This is a genomic window from Parendozoicomonas verongulae (genome assembly GCF_009711465.1).
GTDB lineage: Bacteria > Pseudomonadota > Gammaproteobacteria > Pseudomonadales > Endozoicomonadaceae > Sansalvadorimonas > Sansalvadorimonas verongulae.
The window spans coordinates 1-18,934 of sequence record NZ_SMME01000872.1 but is presented as its reverse complement, the minus strand read 5'-3'; the positions used below and the strand labels follow the sequence as shown (position 1 = coordinate 18,934).

18 protein-coding genes are annotated in these 18,934 nt (G+C 50.6%); 9 read left to right on the top strand and 9 right to left on the bottom strand.

Annotated elements, in window-relative coordinates; all coding sequences use genetic code 11:
- Positions 1 to 17 precede the first annotated feature (17 nt).
- The 4 genes from modC to moaE are packed head-to-tail and all read right to left on the bottom strand — an operon-like array spanning position 18 to position 2,996.
- Complete coding sequence (gene modC / locus E1189_RS20945; protein ID WP_155163120.1) at positions 18 to 1,094, bottom strand: molybdenum ABC transporter ATP-binding protein; 1,077 nt, start codon at positions 1,092 to 1,094, stop codon at positions 18 to 20.
- A complete protein-coding gene (modB, locus tag E1189_RS20940) occupies positions 1,094 to 1,762 on the bottom strand; it encodes a molybdate ABC transporter permease subunit (RefSeq protein ID WP_329602152.1) in 669 nt (222 codons plus the stop codon). Before modB ends, modC begins: the two co-directional genes overlap by 1 nt.
- 11 nt (positions 1,763 to 1,773) lie before the next feature.
- The gene (modA, locus tag E1189_RS20935) at positions 1,774 to 2,541 is read right to left on the bottom strand and encodes a molybdate ABC transporter substrate-binding protein (RefSeq protein ID WP_155163118.1); all 768 of its coding nucleotides are present in this window, start codon (positions 2,539 to 2,541) and stop codon (positions 1,774 to 1,776) included.
- Complete coding sequence (gene moaE / locus E1189_RS20930) at positions 2,538 to 2,996, bottom strand: molybdopterin synthase catalytic subunit MoaE (RefSeq protein WP_155163117.1); 459 nt, start codon at positions 2,994 to 2,996, stop codon at positions 2,538 to 2,540. The genes modA and moaE overlap by 4 nt, the downstream gene beginning before the upstream one ends.
- Before the next feature lie 279 nt (positions 2,997 to 3,275).
- Here moaE and E1189_RS20925 point away from each other — a divergent pair, with 279 nt between their 5' ends.
- The 5 genes from E1189_RS20925 to moeA all read left to right on the top strand — a co-directional run bounded on the left by E1189_RS20925 (position 3,276) and on the right by moeA (position 8,931).
- Positions 3,276 to 4,193 carry a hypothetical protein gene (locus E1189_RS20925; RefSeq protein WP_230460575.1) on the top strand — a complete coding sequence of 306 codons (918 nt, stop codon included), beginning with the start codon at positions 3,276 to 3,278 and terminating at the stop codon, positions 4,191 to 4,193.
- A gap of 36 nt (positions 4,194 to 4,229) precedes the next feature.
- Positions 4,230 to 5,933 (top strand): SufS family cysteine desulfurase, encoded by a 1,704-nt coding sequence (locus tag E1189_RS20920; protein ID WP_155163115.1) that lies wholly within the window; start codon positions 4,230 to 4,232, stop codon positions 5,931 to 5,933.
- A gap of 169 nt (positions 5,934 to 6,102) precedes the next feature.
- Entirely contained in the window at positions 6,103 to 7,083 is a 981-nt protein-coding gene (gene moaA, locus E1189_RS20915; RefSeq protein WP_155163114.1) for a GTP 3',8-cyclase MoaA, read from the top strand.
- Positions 7,084 to 7,086: 3 nt separating this feature from the next.
- Positions 7,087 to 7,620, top strand: a complete 534-nt coding sequence (mobB, locus tag E1189_RS20910) for a molybdopterin-guanine dinucleotide biosynthesis protein B (protein ID WP_155163113.1) — start codon at positions 7,087 to 7,089, stop codon at positions 7,618 to 7,620.
- 75 nt (positions 7,621 to 7,695) lie between these two features.
- Positions 7,696 to 8,931 (top strand): molybdopterin molybdotransferase MoeA, encoded by a 1,236-nt coding sequence (moeA, locus tag E1189_RS20905; RefSeq protein WP_155163112.1) that lies wholly within the window; start codon positions 7,696 to 7,698, stop codon positions 8,929 to 8,931.
- A 64-nt stretch (positions 8,932 to 8,995) separates the two neighbouring features.
- Here the strand turns inward: moeA and E1189_RS20900 are convergent, their stop codons facing one another.
- Positions 8,996 to 10,387, bottom strand: a complete 1,392-nt coding sequence (locus tag E1189_RS20900; RefSeq protein WP_155163111.1) for an MATE family efflux transporter — start codon at positions 10,385 to 10,387, stop codon at positions 8,996 to 8,998.
- 174 nt (positions 10,388 to 10,561) lie between these two features.
- Here E1189_RS20900 and E1189_RS20895 point away from each other — a divergent pair, with 174 nt between their 5' ends.
- Positions 10,562 to 11,689 (top strand): methyltransferase, encoded by a 1,128-nt coding sequence (locus E1189_RS20895; RefSeq protein WP_155163110.1) that lies wholly within the window; start codon positions 10,562 to 10,564, stop codon positions 11,687 to 11,689.
- 99 nt (positions 11,690 to 11,788) lie between these two features.
- On the opposite strand, the gene E1189_RS20890 is transcribed toward E1189_RS20895, so the two are convergent.
- Entirely contained in the window at positions 11,789 to 12,391 is a 603-nt protein-coding gene (locus E1189_RS20890) for a TetR/AcrR family transcriptional regulator (protein WP_155163109.1), read from the bottom strand.
- A 144-nt stretch (positions 12,392 to 12,535) separates the two neighbouring features.
- On the opposite strand from E1189_RS20890, the gene E1189_RS20885 reads away from it, so the two are divergent.
- Positions 12,536 to 13,060, top strand: a complete 525-nt coding sequence (locus E1189_RS20885) for a TIGR00645 family protein (protein ID WP_155163108.1) — start codon at positions 12,536 to 12,538, stop codon at positions 13,058 to 13,060.
- Between the two features lie 107 nt (positions 13,061 to 13,167).
- Here the strand turns inward: E1189_RS20885 and E1189_RS20880 are convergent, their stop codons facing one another.
- Entirely contained in the window at positions 13,168 to 13,890 is a 723-nt protein-coding gene (locus E1189_RS20880) for an SDR family oxidoreductase (protein ID WP_155163107.1), read from the bottom strand.
- 44 nt (positions 13,891 to 13,934) lie between these two features.
- On the opposite strand from E1189_RS20880, the gene E1189_RS20875 reads away from it, so the two are divergent.
- Entirely contained in the window at positions 13,935 to 14,870 is a 936-nt protein-coding gene (locus E1189_RS20875) for a LysR family transcriptional regulator (protein ID WP_329602161.1), read from the top strand.
- Positions 14,871 to 14,952: 82 nt separating this feature from the next.
- On the opposite strand, the gene E1189_RS20870 is transcribed toward E1189_RS20875, so the two are convergent.
- Together E1189_RS20870 and folD are read right to left on the bottom strand one after the other, a co-directional pair.
- Positions 14,953 to 17,109, bottom strand: coding sequence for a hypothetical protein (locus E1189_RS20870; RefSeq protein WP_155163105.1), 2,157 nt, complete (start codon positions 17,107 to 17,109; stop codon positions 14,953 to 14,955).
- A 271-nt stretch (positions 17,110 to 17,380) separates the two neighbouring features.
- Positions 17,381 to 18,274, bottom strand: coding sequence for a bifunctional methylenetetrahydrofolate dehydrogenase/methenyltetrahydrofolate cyclohydrolase FolD (folD, locus tag E1189_RS20865; RefSeq protein ID WP_155163104.1), 894 nt, complete (start codon positions 18,272 to 18,274; stop codon positions 17,381 to 17,383).
- 230 nt (positions 18,275 to 18,504) lie between these two features.
- On the opposite strand from folD, the gene E1189_RS20860 reads away from it, so the two are divergent.
- On the top strand, positions 18,505 to 18,735 hold the full coding sequence (locus E1189_RS20860) for a hypothetical protein (protein WP_155163103.1): 231 nt from the start codon (positions 18,505 to 18,507) through the stop codon (positions 18,733 to 18,735).
- The last annotated feature ends 199 nt before the right edge of the window (positions 18,736 to 18,934 follow it).

Genomic DNA, 18,934 nt, shown 5'->3' with positions numbered 1-18,934 from the left:
ACACGCCTGCAAGCAATTTAAACAACCTCCAGACACGCAGCCTTAAAATGGGCGTAAACCGTTATACCAAGTTTTAACCCTAACCGGTGACGAGACTGTCGTGTAATCAGCGCTATCAGAGCCTGCTCGTCAAGGGTCAGCCTTACCAAAGCGTGATGGTCGTCTATATCCTGAATATCCGTAAGTGTGGTCAGCAATCGGTTCTGAATGCTGATCTGGCTGATATTTTCCAGACACAGGCTGATCTCCGAAGCCGGTACCACCACCCGCACTTGCTGGCCTTGCCTCAGATTGCTCTGATTCACCATCAAAGAACGACCATCCACCTCCAGCTCTGTCATACCATAGGGGCTGTCGGTATTCACAACCCCCGCTTCCAGCACCGAAAGTGCCTGGTCATCCGCCAGAGAGCCTCGGGCACGGTTCAGCATCTGCCGTGTGGGGCCACGCTCTTCAATACAGCCGTTGTCCATCAGTACTACCTCATCAGCCAGACGGGCAATCTCTTCCCGGTTATGGCTGACAAACAGCACCGGTACGCCAAACTCACGGTTAATCTCCCGCAACCGCGGCATGATGGATGTTCTTGAGGCCCAGTCGAGTGCAGAAAGAGGTTCATCCATCAGCAGCAGCTTGGGGGAACCCAGCAAGGCACGGCCAATAGCCACCCTCTGTCGTTGACCTCCCGAGAGTCTGGTAATAGGACGATCCAGCAGCGACACAATACCCAGCCATTCAACCACATGTTCAAAGGAGAGCGTCTCCGAAGCCGTGTCCAGATATTTGCGATTACGCCGCAGTCCATAGTTCAGGTTGCTGCGCACGCTCATATGGGGAAACAGACGACCATCCTGAAATACATAGCCAATCCCCCGCTTATGGGGCGGAACAAAGGCAGCCTCACTCTGCCAGAGGGTGCTATCAAACTTCACTGAGCCTTGCACATGGCGCTCAAGCCCGGCGATGCAACGCAACAGTGTCGTTTTTCCACAGCCTGATGGCCCCATTACACCGGTGACACCGTTCAGGGAAAAGCTCTCCCGCACCTGCAGCTGGAACGCATCCCGTTCGCAGTGAATATCCAGCAACAGCATCAACGGTGTTCCTTCCTTTCAAGGCTGTAAAGGCTCACCAGCAATATCAGTGCAAACAGCAGCAACCCTGCTGCCATGGTGTGAGCGCTGGTAAAGTCCTGGGTTTCCACTGCTTCAAACAAGGCGATAGAGAGCACCTGGGTTTCACCCGGCAGATTACCACCAATCATCAGCACGACTCCAAACTCCCCCACGGTATGGGCAAAACCCAGACAGGCGGCCAGCAGAACCGCTCTCAGGCTTTGAGGCAATACGATGGAAATAAACTGATCCAGCGGACCGGCTCCCAAAGTGGCGGCGGATTCCAGCAACCCCTTGTCCAGCTGTTCAAAAGCCCGCTGCAAAGGCTGCACAACAAAGGGAAGAGAGTAAATCACCGACGCCACCACCAGCCCGGTAAAACTGAAGGCCAGTGTGGAGCCGGTCATATCCAGCCAGAGTTTACCCGGCAGGTTTTGTGGGGAGAACGCCACCAGCAGATAGAAGCCAAGCACAGTGGGCGGCAGCACCATAGGCAGCCCCACCAGCGCTTCAATCACTGGCCGTGCCCGGCTTTTCATATTCGCCAGCTTCCATGCCAGAGGTAGCCCTGCCATCATCAGAATCAGCGTTGTGGTGCTGGCCAGTTTCAGGGTTACCCACACTGCCTGCCCCACAGTTGTTTGCAAAAGCTGCTCCGTCATTTGTGCCCTGTGGGGTGTACTCCGGGGTAGTAACCCGCGTCCTGTATCTGTTTCTGCTGAGCTTCGCCTTCAAGGTATTCCAGGAATTTTTGAGCCAGCCTGGAGTTAGGTGCAGATTTGGGAATCACGGCCTGTTGTTCGATGCGATCATACAGGTCTTCTTTCAGTACCAGATAATCGCCCGTCACATTATCTGCCCGCAGTTGGGAGAGAGCCACAAAGCCAGACGGCACGTTACCGGTTTTCACAAATTGCCACGTTTGAGCAATATTGTTGCCCTGCACCAGCTGATGCTTTTTCGTGTCCAGCAGCCCCATATGTTCCAGCACCTGCTGCGCCGCTAAACCGTATGGAGCTGTTCTTGGATTGGCAATAGCAATGCGCCCTTTCTCTGCCTTGATGGTCTGGTAGGCAACTTTGCCCGCACCGGGCTTCCAGTAGGCCAGCCGACCGTAAGCATAAGTCACCGGCTTATCCAGAGCCTTGCCTGCATCTACCAGCATTTGGGGACGACGCTTATCCGCCGCGAGGAACAGATCAAAGGGGGCGCCATGGCTGATCTGGTTATAAAGCGCACCGGTTGAGCCCACAGAGATTGCCACTTTATCGCCGGTTTGTTTCTCAAACGGGGTAACCAGCTCTTTCAGAGCGGAATGAAAATTTGCAGACACCGCAATTTTCAACACATCGGCGCTGGCCTGAACAGAGATCACGGCACCCAGTGCAAGCCCTGCCAGCCCTTTAATAACTGATAAAATTTTCATTCTGCACTCTCGTCTTCCCAACGCTCTGCTGCCTGGGCATCAGAATCTCGGGCTTCTACCCATCGTTCACCATCAGTGGTTTGTTCACGCTTCCAGAACGGTGCACGGGTTTTCAGATAGTCCATCAGAAACTGGCAGGCATCAAAGGCCGCCTGGCGGTGGGCGCTGGCCGCCCCCACAAAAACAATCTGATCGCTGATATCCAGCTGACCGACACGGTGAATCACCCGCAGCTCATCCAGTGGCCAGCGCTTTTTGGCCTCATTCACAATAGTTTCAAGAGACTTCTCCGTCATCCCGGGATAATGCTCCAGATAGAGGCCGCCTACGGTGTCCCCCAGATTCATATCCCGAACCAGGCCACTGAACATCACGACAGCTCCTGTACCGGAAGATTGGCGCAAAGCGTCATATTCTGCGGCCACATCAAAATCTTCGGCCTGGACACTTATCATGCAAACACTCCAAAAAACATGGGTTCTGAGGGGTGTACAGGATACTGGATTCATGGGATTGGGCAAACAGCCAGTATTCCCAACAATTCTGTTTGAGATTCCAGCTCAGTAAATGGGCAACGAATGTTGTCTGTGGCTGTCTGAGAGTATTGATAATCATGGGTTACGGATACTTCAGACATGTCAGACCAACACGCTTTCGCTTCGTTATATTCAGTGAGCTTTCGTAAAATCTGCATTGCCGTGCTCGTGTGTATTCTCTGTAATGTGCCCACTTTGGTGGCCGAGAATACAGGTCATGCTCCACGTACAATTCCCATACCCGACATAGTGTTTCGCTCCGTCGATTCCAAAGTGTACCCTGAGTTTCCCCAAGGTATGACCTACGACCTTCAATCCCTGCATATCCCCTATGAGCTGAAAAATATGATGGACTTGATTCGGGAGTGGTATCCCCGGCTTCGGGAAATGCTCTGGACAGATGAGGAGTTAAGCACGGATACCATTATTCACATTGAATTTCGGGAAAGGGATGGCAATCAACCGGAACACAAAGGCGCGATCGCTCGTATCACCAGAAATAATGAACTGATTATTTACGACCGTTATCTTAAAAAAATCAAAGCCAGCGCTGCAGACAGCGAACAGAAAATATCCGGTGGAGGGCTGATCCATGAACTCACCCATATGATTCAGGCACGCTTTCGGGTTCACGACAGGCGCCCCCGCTGGATGAGTGAAGCACTGGCCGATTACTTTCGTTATTCCGTTTTTGAAGCCTACGTTTTTGATAAATTCCTCGCGAAAACCAGAAAAGAGATGATCAATCATGTGATTCAGGATCAATTTAAAGCCAGTACCTGCAACATGAGCGGTAGAGATTTCACCTGCGCGGATTTTGAACACAGAGGTTACAGCTTCTACAAGAAGCCCATACATGCGGCCGGTATGCTGGTTATGATGGAACATCGCCATCCCGGGCTGGTAAAAAAAATTCACAGAAAACTGTTCGACTCAGTTGTCAACAAATACGATTTTTTTGACAAAGAGATCAGTGACTTCCTTCTCGTAGAAACCGGTAAGGATCTGGAGAAAAACTGGTGTGAATATATAGCTCTTGTGGATGGAAAATCCGAAGAGGAAGCAACGCTGCACTGTTATCCTGAAGATTCATGGTTCTACGGGCTCTTCTGGTGATGTAGTATTGCGCCGGGCTCCACAAGACATCCCCCCATGACGGCAAATCTTCACCTTCAGTTCCCTATCCTTTCCGAAACTTTTCACGGTCATCCACTGGTTTGGCTGGATAATGCAGCCACAACTCAAAAGCCTCAGGCTGTGATTGATGCAGTAAGTCAATATTACATCCGCGCCAACGCCAATGTTCACCGGGCATCCCACATGCTCAGTGCACGGGCGACCCATGCCTTTGAGGATGCGCGGGATACGGTACGTCAGTTTATCAACGCTCGCTTTACCGATGAAATCATCTGGACTCGGGGCGCAACCGAGGCCCTCAATCTTCTCGCCCACAGCTGGGGCAGAAGCAACCTGAAAGCCGGTGATGAAATTATCCTCTCGGCTATGGAGCACCACGCCAATATTGTACCCTGGCAGCAGATAGCTGAGGAGACTGGCGCACTCATTCGCGTAATTCCCGTGACACCTGAAGGTGAACTGGATCAGCAGGTCTATCAGCAACTGCTGGGACCAAAGACAAAACTCGTGTCTGTTACCCATGTGTCCAACGCACTGGGAACAATCAACCCTGTTGAAACCATGATTGCTCAGGCTAAAACCGTGGGAGCCACCACCATTATTGATGGTGCTCAGGCTGTTGCTCACTTTGATGTGGATATGCGCAAACTGGGCTGTGACTTTTATGTATTCTCAGGGCACAAGGTTTATGGCCCTACAGGCATCGGCGTTTTGTATGGTCGTCGGGAACTACTGAATGATATGCCTCCCTGGCAAACCGGTGGCGAAATGATTGAGCAAGTCAGCTTTTCAGGCACCACCTTCAACAAACCACCGTTCAGGTTTGAAGCAGGAACCCCCAATATTGCAGGCGTGATTGGCCTGGCCGCTGCAGTAACGTTTCTCAACAGCCTTGACCGCAAAGTGATTGCCCAGCAAGAGCACCAGCTGCGTACACGACTGGAACAAGGTATGGAACGAATCCCCGGCATTCACCGTATCGGAACATCCCAGAACAAAACCGCTGTCGTCTCTTTTTTGATCGACGGATTCCACAATCAGGATGTTGGTGTTCTTCTGGACCAGCAGGGGATAGCCGTACGCACCGGTCACCACTGCGCCATGCCGCTGATGGAAGCATTGAACCTGCCCGGCACCGTCCGGGCTTCTCTGGCCTGTTACAACACACGTGAAGATGTAGACCAGATTTTGAAGGCTTTGCAAACCCTGTGCACTCAAGCTGAGAACCATGAGCCAGTACCACACCCTGCTACCGCTCAGGACTCAAAGGCTCTCCCTGACATTTTTACATCTATGCCAGTCTACAATCCACAGGGTTTGACGGAGCTGCAAGACACTCTTCTGACCAAACACAACTGGCAGGATCGCTACCGCAGTATTATGCAGATGGCCAGAAATCTGCCTAATCTCCCCGAAGATATGCGTCAGGAGTCAGCCAAAATTCCCGGCTGCGAAAGCAGCCTCTGGCTGCATCACCACTATCAGGAAGACAGCCACACCCTGTACTTTGCCGCTGGCAGTGATGCAAAAGTGATACGAGGCCTGACCGTTATCGTAATGAGTTGTTTGAATGGCCGTACTCCCGATGAGATTTTAGCCTGCGACATTGAACGCCTATTCGTAAAACTCGAACTGTCCAGTCACCTGAGCCCATCCCGAGGTAATGGTTTACGCGCAATTGTTCAGGAAATTCAGGGGATTGCACAACGATTCCTGTGACAGTAAGGGGAACACCATCATCCAAAGGTTACAAAGTCTGTTATGATGAGGCGACTATTTGATCTTCAACGATGATTCAGACTTTTTAAATCAAAAAAGAGCGCCGAGCTGATGCCTCTAAAGTGATGAGAAATCCCACAGCCTCCCGGACCTTTTGGAAAGGTGTTCAATGAAAAAACTGCAAGACCGCCAGGGGCGAAACTTCCCCTATCTGCGCCTGTCTATCACTGACCTCTGTAATTTCCGGTGTCAGTACTGCCTGCCCGATGGTTGTCACACTCCCCAGCATAAGACTGCCATCAGTTTGGACGAAATTCGTCGTCTGGCAAGTGCATTTGCTGCTTTAGGTACCAATAAAATTCGTATCAGTGGCGGGGAGCCCTCCCTTCGCAGTGATTTCTACGACATTATTCATACAATCAGGAATATTCCCGGTATCGAGACTGTCGCGGTTACCACCAATGGCTATAAGATGGATCGCCGGGTTGAGCGCTGGATTGATGCCGGTATGACTCACCTGAACGTCAGCATCGACAGCCTTGAACCGGCCATGTTCCAGCGTATCACTGGCCATAACCGTCTGGATGAAGTACTGGGTGGTATTGACAAGGCACTTGCAGCAGGCCTGCCTTCCGTGAAGGTGAACACCGTGTTGATGAAGGACATCAACGACAAGGAACTGGATCGCTTCCTCGGCTGGATTAAAGATCAACCCATTACAGTACGCCTGATTGAGCTGATGGAAACCGGTGATATGCCGGACTTCTTCCAGAAACATCATCTCTCCGGGCTGGTCGTTCGCCAACAGCTGCTGAAAAAAGGCTGGACACAAATGATTCGCCCAGACAATGCTGGCCCGGCCCAGGAGTTCAGTCATCCGGATTATCAGGGGCACATTGGCCTGATCATGCCTTACTCCCGGGATTTCTGTAATAGCTGCAACCGCCTGCGAGTGAACAGTCAGGGCAATCTGCAACTGTGTCTGTTTGCTGACAAGGGATACAGCCTCCGTCACTTGCTGCAAAGTGATAATCAGCAAGAACTGCTGATTGCCCGCATTCAGGAAGTGCTGCAGCTGAAAGAGGACAAACACTTTCTGGATCAGGGCAACACCGGCGCAACCACCAACCTGTCGATTATTGGTGGCTGAGATATGTCTAACGCGTTGTACAAAGGGCTGCCAGTTCTCGGATTTGCTGCTTTCAGCGGCACAGGCAAAACCACTCTGCTGGAAAAGGTGATTCCTCTTCTGAAAGAGCGAGGCCTGCGCCTCGGCCTGATTAAGGCCTCCCATCATCGGGTTGATCCGGACAAACCCGGTAAAGACAGTTATCGCCTGCGCCACGCAGGGCTGACTCAGACCGTTCTCAGTATGCCCGGCCGCGCCATGTGTATTACCGAGCGTCCTGCAGACGATCCCTCGCTGGCAGACCAGCTGCGTCTGCTGGATTGCACCCAGCTGGATATGATTCTGGTGGAAGGCTTTCGGGATGCCGATATTCCCAAGGTGGAGCTGCACCGCACAGACTTTGAACGTCCTTACCTGTTTGAAACCGACGCCAATATTATTGCTCTGTGTCAGGATGCTATTCACCCGTCCACCAACCTGCCTCGAATGGATATTAACAACCCTGAAGAGGTCGCAGATTTCACCTTCAATTTTTACCTGCATCACAGGCAGGCTTAAATTATTTGCCTCTTTCTGCAGAACAGTTTGATTCTGATCAACACAATTGACGGTATCGATTAAGGAGTTTCTCACATGTCTGATTGCTGCTCCGCACCAGGGCTGATGCTTCTGGACGACGCACTCAACACACTGTCCGCAGGTGTTACGCCGGTAAAAGAAACCGAAACACTGCCTCTGGCGTCCTGCGATGGCCGTGTTCTTGCGGCTAATATCATCTCGCCGATGAACGTCCCCCCCCACAACAATTCGGCCATGGACGGATACGCTCTGGCAGCCGCTGATCTGGAATCAAGCGACACTCTGCCAGTGGCAGGTCAGTCGTTTGCCGGACACCCGTTTGAAGGCACCTGTCCGGCCGGGCAATGCATCCGCATTATGACCGGTGCAGCGATTCCAGAAAGCACCGACGCTGTCGTCATGCAGGAGCAGACTGAAAAAACCGAAAACGGCATCCGCTTCCTGAAAACCCCAAAACCGGGCAGCAATATACGCAGGGCTGGTGAAGATATCAGCGAAGGCTGCATTGTACTCACGGCTGGTCATAAGCTGCGTCCACAGGATCTTGGCCTGCTGGCGTCTCTGGGTATCGCGGAATTAAAAGTCTTTCGCCGTGTGAGGGTTGCCGTATTCTCCACTGGGGACGAACTCAAGCTTCCCGGTGAAACTCTTGGTCACGGAGACATTTACGACAGCAACCGTATTGTTGTGACCACCATGCTCACCCGCTTAGGGCTGGAAGTGATTGATCTGGGTAAGCTGCCCGATGAGCGGGACGTAATTCGTGAAGCCCTGGTTCGTGCCGACAATGAAGCGGATGCGGTTATTACCTCTGGCGGTGTCTCTGTAGGCGATGCTGACTTTATCAAGGATATTCTGGTAGAGCTGGGGGAAACCGGCTTCTGGAAACTGGCGATCAAACCCGGCAAGCCCTTTGCTTTTGGCAAGCTGGCCAACAGTGTTTTCTTTGGCCTTCCGGGGAATCCGGTGTCCGCTACTATTACTTTGAACATTCTGGCCGTTCATGCACTACGGATTATGTCTGGAGAAGTGGCTGCCAAGACGCCTTCCCTGAAGGCTGCCTCCGGTACCAGACTGAAGAAGGGGGCAGGCCGCAGAGAGTTTCAGCGGGGTATTCTGTCCACTGATGAGCAGGGGCATGCAACGGTTGTTACCACGGGGAGTCAGGGCTCCGGCATTCTGCGCTCCATGAGCATGGCGAACTGTTATATCGTGCTGCCTGAAGAGAATACAGGTGCGGAAGTGGGTGACCTGGTGTCAGTTGTGCCCTTTGACAGCTTGCTGAATTGATCTTCAGGGCTCATTGGGAAAGTGTCGGGTTACGCATTATGCATACAGTAACCCGACATAAGTATTAAGTGGCTTCTGCCAGATAAGCGTTCCGTTCTTCCATACGCTCTGGCCTGTTATAAATCAGCCAGTAGAACCAGCCGAACAGCAGCAGTCCTTTTACAATAGATGTCAGAGACACACTCCACCAGACACCTTCCAGCCCAATACCCTCAAAGCCCATTACTCCGCCAGACAACAGCAGCGCCAGTGGAATCCGAGAGCCGGTCAGCACAATACTGACCAGAGACGGCGGCACGGTTTTCCCAATACCATAAAAGGCACCCGACGTGGAAATTTCCATACACATAAAGACCTGACTCACCGCCAGAATCCCGAGATAGATGCCCCCCAGATGGATAGCATCCGCCTCTGGAATAAACATGCTGAAAATTTCCTCACCAAACCCGAGGAAAGCCAGCGTAGCCATCAGCCCCACCAGTACACTGATAGAAACCGTAACCAGAAAACCCTTATAGATGCGGTACCACTTGTTCGCCCCAAAGTTCTGACCGGTATAGGCTCCCAGAGCTGTTGAAAAACCACTGGCCGTCATCCAGGAAATCGCTTCAATCTGTGCACCTACACTCTGCACAGCAATAGGCAACGCGCCCCATGAAGACACAATTTTCGCAATCATAATAGAGAAGCTGATAAACAAGGCACTGTTAGCCGCAACCGGCACACCCAGCCGGATAATTTTTTGGGCAATCACTTTTGTTAAACGGAAAGACTCTTTCGTCAGCTGGATGATGGATTCACCTTTAAGGATCTTCCAGCTGAACAACCCGAATACAAACAATTGGGCGAGAATAGTGGCCAGTGCTGCGCCGTTTGACCCCAAAGCAGGCAGAGGCCCCCAACCAAAAATAAACAACGGGTCGATAATAATATTCAGCAGCAAACCTGCAGATGTCATACGAAAAGGCAAATGACTATTACCCGCACCAGTGAATACCCCACCCAGAGTAGGGGTGGTGTAATAAAAAGGTGCCCCCAAGGCAATAATCTTGAGATAGGAAATGGCCATGTCATTCACATCCATTTCTTTCAAATCAAAAAAGCCGATGAGTTGCTCTGAGAATAGAAATGTGAAAACCCCGAATACAACAGCAAGAATCACAGCCATTAACACCGCATTACCGGCATAACGGGAAGCTTTATCTTTATCACCCCGCCCGACTTCCTGGGATACGGTAATTTCCACACCGGATTTCATCGCCATCAGCAGCGAGATACCGAACCATGTAAAAAATGTAGCCGTGCCCACTGCAGCAACAGCATTGGCACCCACACGTCCCAGCCAAATCATGTCCACCATGTTGTACGCCATTTGAACAAACGACATGCCAATGATGGGCAACGCCAGACGCACAAGGGACGGCACAATTGGCCCTTGAGTTAAATTCTGATTCATTGATTGCAAGAAGACTAAAATGAGAAGGAACTGTTGTTTATCAGCGGCATTAAGCACGCAATCGCCTCCCCATTCAATTGCGGCAAATACGGATATGGCCGTATTGCGATATACAGGGAGATCAGCAACAATCCCGCCTTTCCCTTACCAGCCCCCTCTACAGGCGCTCTTGCTATGGAAACCCTCTCCAGTCCCTTCGGCATATTTCAACTTCAGCGCGTGCCTGTCCGCAATAAAGAAACCCTGCGAGCCTGGGATGCTGCCGATGAATATTTGCTTCATCACGTCTGGGAGCTGAGCCTTTCCAGTGAGCATGCTGGTCAGGTTCTGGTTGTCAACGACAGCTTTGGTGCTCTCACTCTGGCACTGGCTCCCTTTAAGCCGGTGAACTGGAGTAATTCCTGGCTGGCCCATGAAGGGCTGCGCCATAACGCTCGCTTAAACGGAACGGATATCAGCGACATACAGTGTCTGCCATCGACAAAAAGTTTAGATTTCTCGCCCTCCGTCGTATGCATGAAACTACCCCACAACACCTGTCTTCTGGAAGAGCAGCTACAAGCGATTCGCAAGGTTGTACCGGCTGGTACTATGCTGATTGCTGCCGATATGGCCAAGCATATCCACACTTCCACACTGGAGTTGTTTGAAAAGCACTTTGGCGCCACCAGCACTTCCCTGGCAAAGAAGAAGGCGCGCCTTATTTTTTCCACTGTGGATAAAACTCTGCCGGAGAAATCATCAAACTTCCCCAAAATCATCGAACATAACGGTATGAAACTGGTGAACCACGCTGGCGTGTTCTCCCGACAGAAGCTGGATATCGGTACCCGCTTTTTCCTGCAACACCTGCCAGAGGCCCAGCAGGATGCTTCCATCATTGACCTTGGCTGTGGCAATGGTGCTCTGGGCGTGTACATCGGCCAGTGTAACTCCCAGGGGCGCATTCATTTTGTCGATGAGTCTTATATGTCTGTTGAATCTGCCAAAGAGTCCTGGCTGGCCAATGGCCTGGATGACCGCGCCCAGTTCACACCTAATGACGGCTTAACGGGTTTTCCAGAAAACTCTGTGGATATCATCGTCTGTAACCCTCCGTTCCATCAAGGTAACGCTGTTGGGGATCACATTGCATGGCAGATGTTTAAGCAGTCCCATGATGTCTTAAAGAGAGGTGGTGAGCTGCGGATTATTGGTAACCGTCATCTGGGGTATCACGTGAAGCTGAAGCGACTGTTTGGCAATTGCCAGACTGTGGCAAGCAATAATAAGTTTGTTGTTCTTTCTGCTCGCAAAAAGTGATAGCCAAGGCTACCAAGGTCTTCCAGCACTAGACCGGTCGTCTTGTTATTTTTTAAAAACAGGACAGTCTTTTAATGCAATTGGCCCGGTGTGTATCTGTTATTTGACCGGGCTGAACAACCTGTCAAGCGTCAGCTCCAAGCTGTCTTCCAACAACGCCGGGGTTCCTTCCAGCTGCATTCTCAGGAGAGCACCTTCCCACTGGTTCCAGAACAGATCGGCCAGTGTTTCAGGAGGCATATCACTTCTCACCTCCCCTTGTTCCTGCCCTTTTGCCAGCAGAGCAGCAAAGTGTACGCGCCACTGTTGATACATGCGGCACATGGTTTCTCTACACAGCTGGCTACTGAAAGAAATCTCTGCTGCCATATTGCCTAGCAGGCAACCCCTGTGGCAGCTTTCTTCCATGAAATGAGTAATCATATTGCGATAAGCAAAGCGAATAATCTGCAAGGGTGAGCCAGTATGGTTGTCAATCACCACATTGAACATCTTCAGCAGATGACCCATGTAATACTCAATAATCTCAGAGGCGTAGACTTCCTTACTTGGAAAGTAATTATAGAAAGATCCTTTGGGTACACCAGCCGCATCCAGAATCTGCTTCAGGCCCGTTCCGTTATAGCCATTTTCCGACAGGAGCTTCACCCCCAAATCAAGCAGCTCTTGTCGTATATTTTCACTTCGTCTCGGTCGAGCCATGGTTATTAGTTCATCAATTTATATCTGACCAGTCGTCTTTTAATTAAACTACACGTGAAAATATCTCAGTCAAGTGTTGATTATCACAGGCACAGCGATTATCGTGCCCCAAATTCCCCCGCTAGCATGTAGTTATCCGAACGTATGGAAAGACTAATTGAACGACTGATGTATTCTGCCCGGTGGTTGCTTGCACCCATGTATCTGGGGCTGGCTCTGGTTTTGGTTGCCCTGCTGCTGACCTTTTTTAACAGCATTGCTGATCTTCTGATTGATATCTTCGTCCTATCAGAAATCGCCGTCATCCTTCAGGTTCTGACCCTGATCGACTTATCTCTGGTGGCAGGCTTGATTGTCATGGTGATGTATTCTGGCTATGAAAACTTCGTATCCAAGCTGGATATTGACGAAGGCACAGAGAAACTCAGCTGGCTGGGCAAGATGGACTCTGGCACTCTAAAAGCCAAAGTTGCCGCTTCTATCGTAGCCATCTCCTCGATTCAGCTTTTGAAAATATTTATGGATGCCCAAAGCTACGATAATGACAAACTGATGTGGAACGTGTTGATGCACCTGACCTTTGTCGCCTCTGCATTCTTTATGGGTATACTTGACTGCAAGAGCCGCCAGAGTGGTGCCAACAAGTATACAAAAGCTAAAGGGCCTTGATCCGTAATCGAATATTGCCCCTCCAGGAACTCGCTCACAGTGGTAAAGAGGCTCCCGGTTTTGCCGGGAGCCTTTTTTGTATCACTTATTTACACTGCCACGAGCCATTATGGCTGTTGACGGGTAGCGCTGATTACCAGCTCACGAATACACACATTCTGAGGCATGTTGTAGATAAAGCTGATACTGTCAGCGATATCCTTAGGCACGATGGCGCCCCCGATAGAGGTTTTCCAGTCTTCGTAGCCAGAAATCACTTCATCAGAAGTAGTGTGGCCCAACAGTTCAGTTTCTACGGCCCCTGGCGCGATGGTTACTACACGCACATTGTCGTCAGCCACTTCTTCACGCAGAGTCTCGCTCAAGCCATGAACACCGAACTTGGTGCCACAGTAAGCCATATGGGCAGGGAATCCCTTAATGCCCGCAACAGAGCTGATGTTAACGATAGTGCCGCCCTTACGCTCACGCATGCCACCAACAACCGCATGGATGCCGTACAGCATACCCTTCAGGTTTACGTCGATCATGGTGTCCCACTCGGATGGATCCTGTTCGTGGGCGGAACCTAACTGCATCAGACCCGCGTTGTTTACCAGACAGTCAACTGGTCCATAAACCTCTTCGGCTTCACGGATAGCCGTAACCAGCTCTTCACGGTTGGTCACATCAACCTTGCGGCACAGGGCATTGGGCAGATTCAGTGCTTCCAGACGCTCCAGACGACGAGCAACCAGCAACAATGGGTGGCCGGCGGCACTGAACTGACGGGCAACTTCTTCGCCGATACCAGAACTTGCACCTGTAATCACAACCAAAGGTTTGGACATTGTCATTGCTCCTGTAAACTGTGGGGTCTGACCCCATTGACTTGATGTGCTGCAGTTTATGCAACGCAGCTATAAGTCGGAAATATCGTTTTCGTATCCCTCTCATAACTTCACGTTATGACCTGATGCTATCCCTCTTTTTGGAGCCCGCTTTGGATCTGAAGCTGTTAAGACAGTTTGTTGCCGTCTATGAAGAAAAAAGTATGACCCGTGCCGCCGGCCGGTGTCATATCTCACAGCCAGCATTGTCTAACGCAATACGCCACCTGGAAGATGACATCGGCCGTATACTCTTTAACAGAACCAGCCAGGGCACACAGCCCACGCGGGAGGCTGAGCAGCTTTATCCTGTAGCACTGCGCAGCCTGAAGGATTTCGATCAAATCAGTAACCTGTTCAGCGCGCCGCAAAGCGCTTCACCACTCACTCTTGGAGTGATGCCAGAGCTGCCTCAGCGAGAAGTCGCAAAGTTTTACCGGATAGTTCGGGCGCTCCTGCCTGTCAATCCCCTTAATCTTGTGCATCACACTCAATCCTGTGACGCACGCATTATTCTGGATGTTATGAAAGATGAAGACGAGCTGTTTACTCCCCTTTGGCAAGAGCAGTATTGCTTTGTGACCCACCGGGATCATCCACTGGCCCAGAAAGACCGGGTGGAAACCAAAGATCTGGATGGGCAAACCTTTATCGTCTGCCCGCCCTGTGAATCCCATCAGAGAACCCTTGGTTTACTGGGGCAAATGGGGTTAAGCCCGGCACTGACATTAAGCGCCATGAGCAAAGATATGGTACGCCAGCTGCTAATTGCTAATGCCGGAGTGTCATTTCTACCGGAATATATGAGCACGGAGTGGGAGGAGCTGGTCGTGCGCCCGTTCGATGGGCCAACCCTGGGCAGAACCGCAGGGCTGGCCTGGACAAGTGGTCGCATGCCTTCGCCGGAGCTGGAAACCGTACTGAATACTTTTCGTCTTTAAGCGCCAGAAACAGCCTCAGCCGCCTGTTCCACATTCACTAAGTACCCGGACCATTGCTTTCGCATAATGATGGTTTGGGTACTTACACAGCCAAAGCGGATGTACCGGGCCCCTTGGGAGAACCCATCCCCATACTTTGATAAACGTAATACAGACTCTTACGGCCGCCGAGATACTCGCTGGTATCCCGGCCTCGACAGGGGATCACGTACTCTCTTTTATGGTCGCGTACAGCCAGAAAATGCTGATGTTTTTCAGGCGAAAACAGCATAATGACTGTGCTGTTGCGGGTGTGGTTTGTGCGCCCGATCTCAAAGGCGTCCTTCGGCCTTTCACACAGCATCTTTTTGTTCACTCTTACCTGCATTCCCTCTTGGGGTGGAAAGACAGATTCAAGTGCAGCCATGGTTTCTTTGGAAAAAATATGCTTCATAAAGGTCGCAAGCGTATCGGCAGGAAAGCTGTTGATTCTTTCATAGTCCCAACGATTGAATAGCGGCATTCCAATCCAGTTATCATAAGTATTATTAACAACTACGCCAAAAGGCTCATCAGGAAGAGCGAGTGGCGAGTGAACGTCTTTAAAATAGCTGAAAGGGTACATCCGGCAGCCCAGGAAGTTTTTGAATGTCTGCCAATGCTTACCAACACATTCCAGCTTCTCCTTTGAATACAGAGCTGCGTCTCTTTTCATAAATTCGTCTCGCAACTGCTCAGGAGACCAGCTCCGGACCTGTTGAGGTGTAAGATCAGAGGGAGAATCAAAGCGCCTTAGAACAGGCTGGACCAGCAGTTCAATCAGTGTTTTATAAATACCGCTGGGGCGGTTTGGATGAATGTCATTCACTGAGAGTACGTCCGACGAGCGAGCTTCAGGAGGGATAATGGTTTCCTGCAGTTTACGTAGCCCCATAATATGGCCGATCTGAGTTAGCTCTTTCTCTTTTGTGCGTGGTTTATTAGCGATGACCTGTACTTTCTCAGTCAACTTTTCTCCCATGAGATCACTCATCTTTTTCAACTTCCGGGTGACACCCTGCATTTTTTCTTTATCACCCCGAGCCTCGACAACCTCTTTTGTCTGCTCATCTATTATCCTGAATTTGACTTGGGCCCTGCTTTGTTTTTTTCGGGTAGCAGGTGGTGAAGTCATATCCTTGGGCAGCTCTACCTGACGTTCTGGTTTTGGCGGTTTCACGGCCACGACTGGCTCAATGTGAGTATCAGGAAGAGAAGGCTCGGGAGACTTATATTCTGCTTTTTCCTCCAGAAGCCTCTGCCAGGCATCTTTTGGTTTGTCTTGCTGCTCCGCCAGACGCTTGTTGTAATCCTGTCCAGCCTTGAAGACTGCATCCAGCCCGGCAATAGCCTCTTCGTATCTTTTCTGTGCCCGTGCCTCACGCTCTCTGTCTCTGGTCTCGGCTTGACGAACCTCCTCAGGGGAAGGTTGGGCAGTTATTTCCGCTGTGCCTTCATCTTCATCGGAAGAGTCTGCACTCGGTTGGGAGGGGGCTGATACGCCCGAGATCAAACCATTGACATCACACAGGTACTCTTCAAAGGCCATCAAATCATGAACAGCCAGTAATTCGTTTCTTTCCTCTTCTGAGGAGCAACGCGCCAGCCCCCAGTCTTTCTCAAAATTTTTATAAACACTGCACAAGCAGGATTTTTTCACATCCATCGCCAGCAACTCTGTAGCTTCCGTCTGCATGATCAACGCTTTTTTTACGATGGCTGAGGCATAAGGCTTCTGGGGCAGTGAAGCGGCAATACGCCGTATCTGCTCCATACATGACTGAAATTGAGGAATAACCTCTTCCGGGCAGGGTTTCACAAAACCTTTTGTGATCTGCGCAACCAGCATCTCCACATCTTTCGCTAAAGCCACTTGCTCAGATTTATCCGATACGGCTCCCTTGACTCTCTCTCGCAAAACAGAATCATCAAGGCCAAGCTTTTTGGCCATAGCTTTATGTTGATTCATGGCGATTCTCTGCTTTAGCTTTACAGCAAATACGCCAGAGTCCTCAAGTGACTCATCCAGGTAACTATCGTCCTCCAGTAACGCAAGTTCTTCACCGCATTGCTCAAAATTTTCTTCCAGCGTCTTCTCATCAATGCCAACCAATTGCCATTGAGAAGGGAGAAATTCTTTAACAGCCTTTGCCCGAATGTTTTGCCACTCTTGTGCACGGGGAGACGCCAGAGCTTTACTCTCCGGCAGATGCTTTTCCACGTCTTTTGATTTTATTTTCTCTTTTTCACTCCTCTCCGGGGCCCTCTGATCTTTGGAGTGAGAACCCTTGGTGGTCCCCCGTGATTTCATCGTCACTACCATACGTCCTGCCCCTAAAAAGTGAAATTGAGTTGTTCTGACACTTTGGAGACAAGAAAGTTAACGACGCTCAGCCATCAGAGCTAACAAACCGGTAAGAAAAAAGCCGTTGGAGTGAATAGCCCCAACGGCCTTGTCAATTATGGCGAGTGAGTATGAAAAATCAGGAGGCTTACTTTTCCAGATGCCACCATGCAGATTTCACTGTGTTCTTCATCAGCATGGTGATTGTCATAGGGCCGACACCACCGGGAACAGGAGTAATCTTGCCCGCAACCTTGCACGCTTCTTCGTAATCTACGTCGCCACTGAGAATGGCTTTACCGGTCTCTTCGCTCACGCCGATACGGTTAACGCCCACATCGATAACCGTCGCACCCGGTTTGATCCACTCAGGCTTCACCAGGCCGGGCACACCTGCGGCAACAATCAAAATATCTGCACGTTTGCAATGAGATGCCAGATCCTGAGTACGGGTGTGAACCATGGTCACCGTACTGTTCGCACCGGGGCCTTTCTGCCCCATCATTACAGAGATGGGCTTGCCGACGATGTTAGAGCGACCAACAACCACTACCTCTGCGCCGGAGGTTTCCGTGCCTGAGCGTACAATCATTTCCTGAATACCTGCGGGGGTACAGGGCAGGTAGCGCACCTGATCGCCACCAATCACCATTTTGCCCAGGTTGACGGGGTGGAAGCCGTCTACGTCTTTATCCGGATTAATGGCGTTGATCACTGCATCTTCGTTGATATGCTTGGGCAAGGGCAGCTGCACCAGAATGCCGTGAATGTCTGGGTCCTGATTGTACTTTTCGATCAGGGCCAGCAGCTCTTCTTCGGAGATATCTTCTGGCTGGTTGTCCTGAACTTCATGAAAACCCAGAGACAAAGCAGTTTTCACCTTCAGGGTCACATAACTGATGGAAGCAGGGTTTTCCCCAACAAGAATAGTCACCAGACCGGGCCCTTTACCGTGGGCCTCCTTCATACGAACCACTTCCTGCTCCAGCTCCGCAAGGATTTCCTTACGCATCTGTGTGCCGCTGATGATTTCTGCGCTCATGTTATTGCTCCCATTTTAGAAACAGACGAAACCATGCCTGTCCTTATCCCCACAGGCATGGTTTTCGAGATTTGGCAATCAGTTTGCCATGACGTCAGAGTATGTACAGAACCTAAATCACCAGAATCACGTTTTTCCTGTTCCTGTGCCTAGTACATGATTTCATTCCCATTGACCTTAGCAAAGAGAGCATCCTCTCAAGCTGGCATGATTGAGCTTTTGGTCCAATCATGCCCGTTAAGACCATGGTCATCAACGAAGAACTCAACACCCTGGAAGTGCGGGTACCGATCCGCTGGCTTCGCGTGAAAGAGAAGGTCGACAAGAGCGATCTCGCAAAGATTCTGCGGTTGACGACACTGGCCCCAGATATCCAGAAAGATTTGCTGCTGCGCAAAGGGGAGTGGGTTATCAGCAGGCGGATGTTGAGGAATGGCTTTCCGCTGGAGTGGCGGGCGTAGAGGCGACATCTACCCTGACACAGAGGGATAGTTAGTGCTAAGGTTCAAGCATTATGAATATAAAAACAAGAATGACTTATGCCTACCAACATCAATATTTCCAATAGCGGCTTTTTTTCATCACTTCCAGATCAGGATTATGAATCAAAACTGCGTGAATTTGGCATTTTAATGAAGCATGAAAAACTAATTGGTCTCT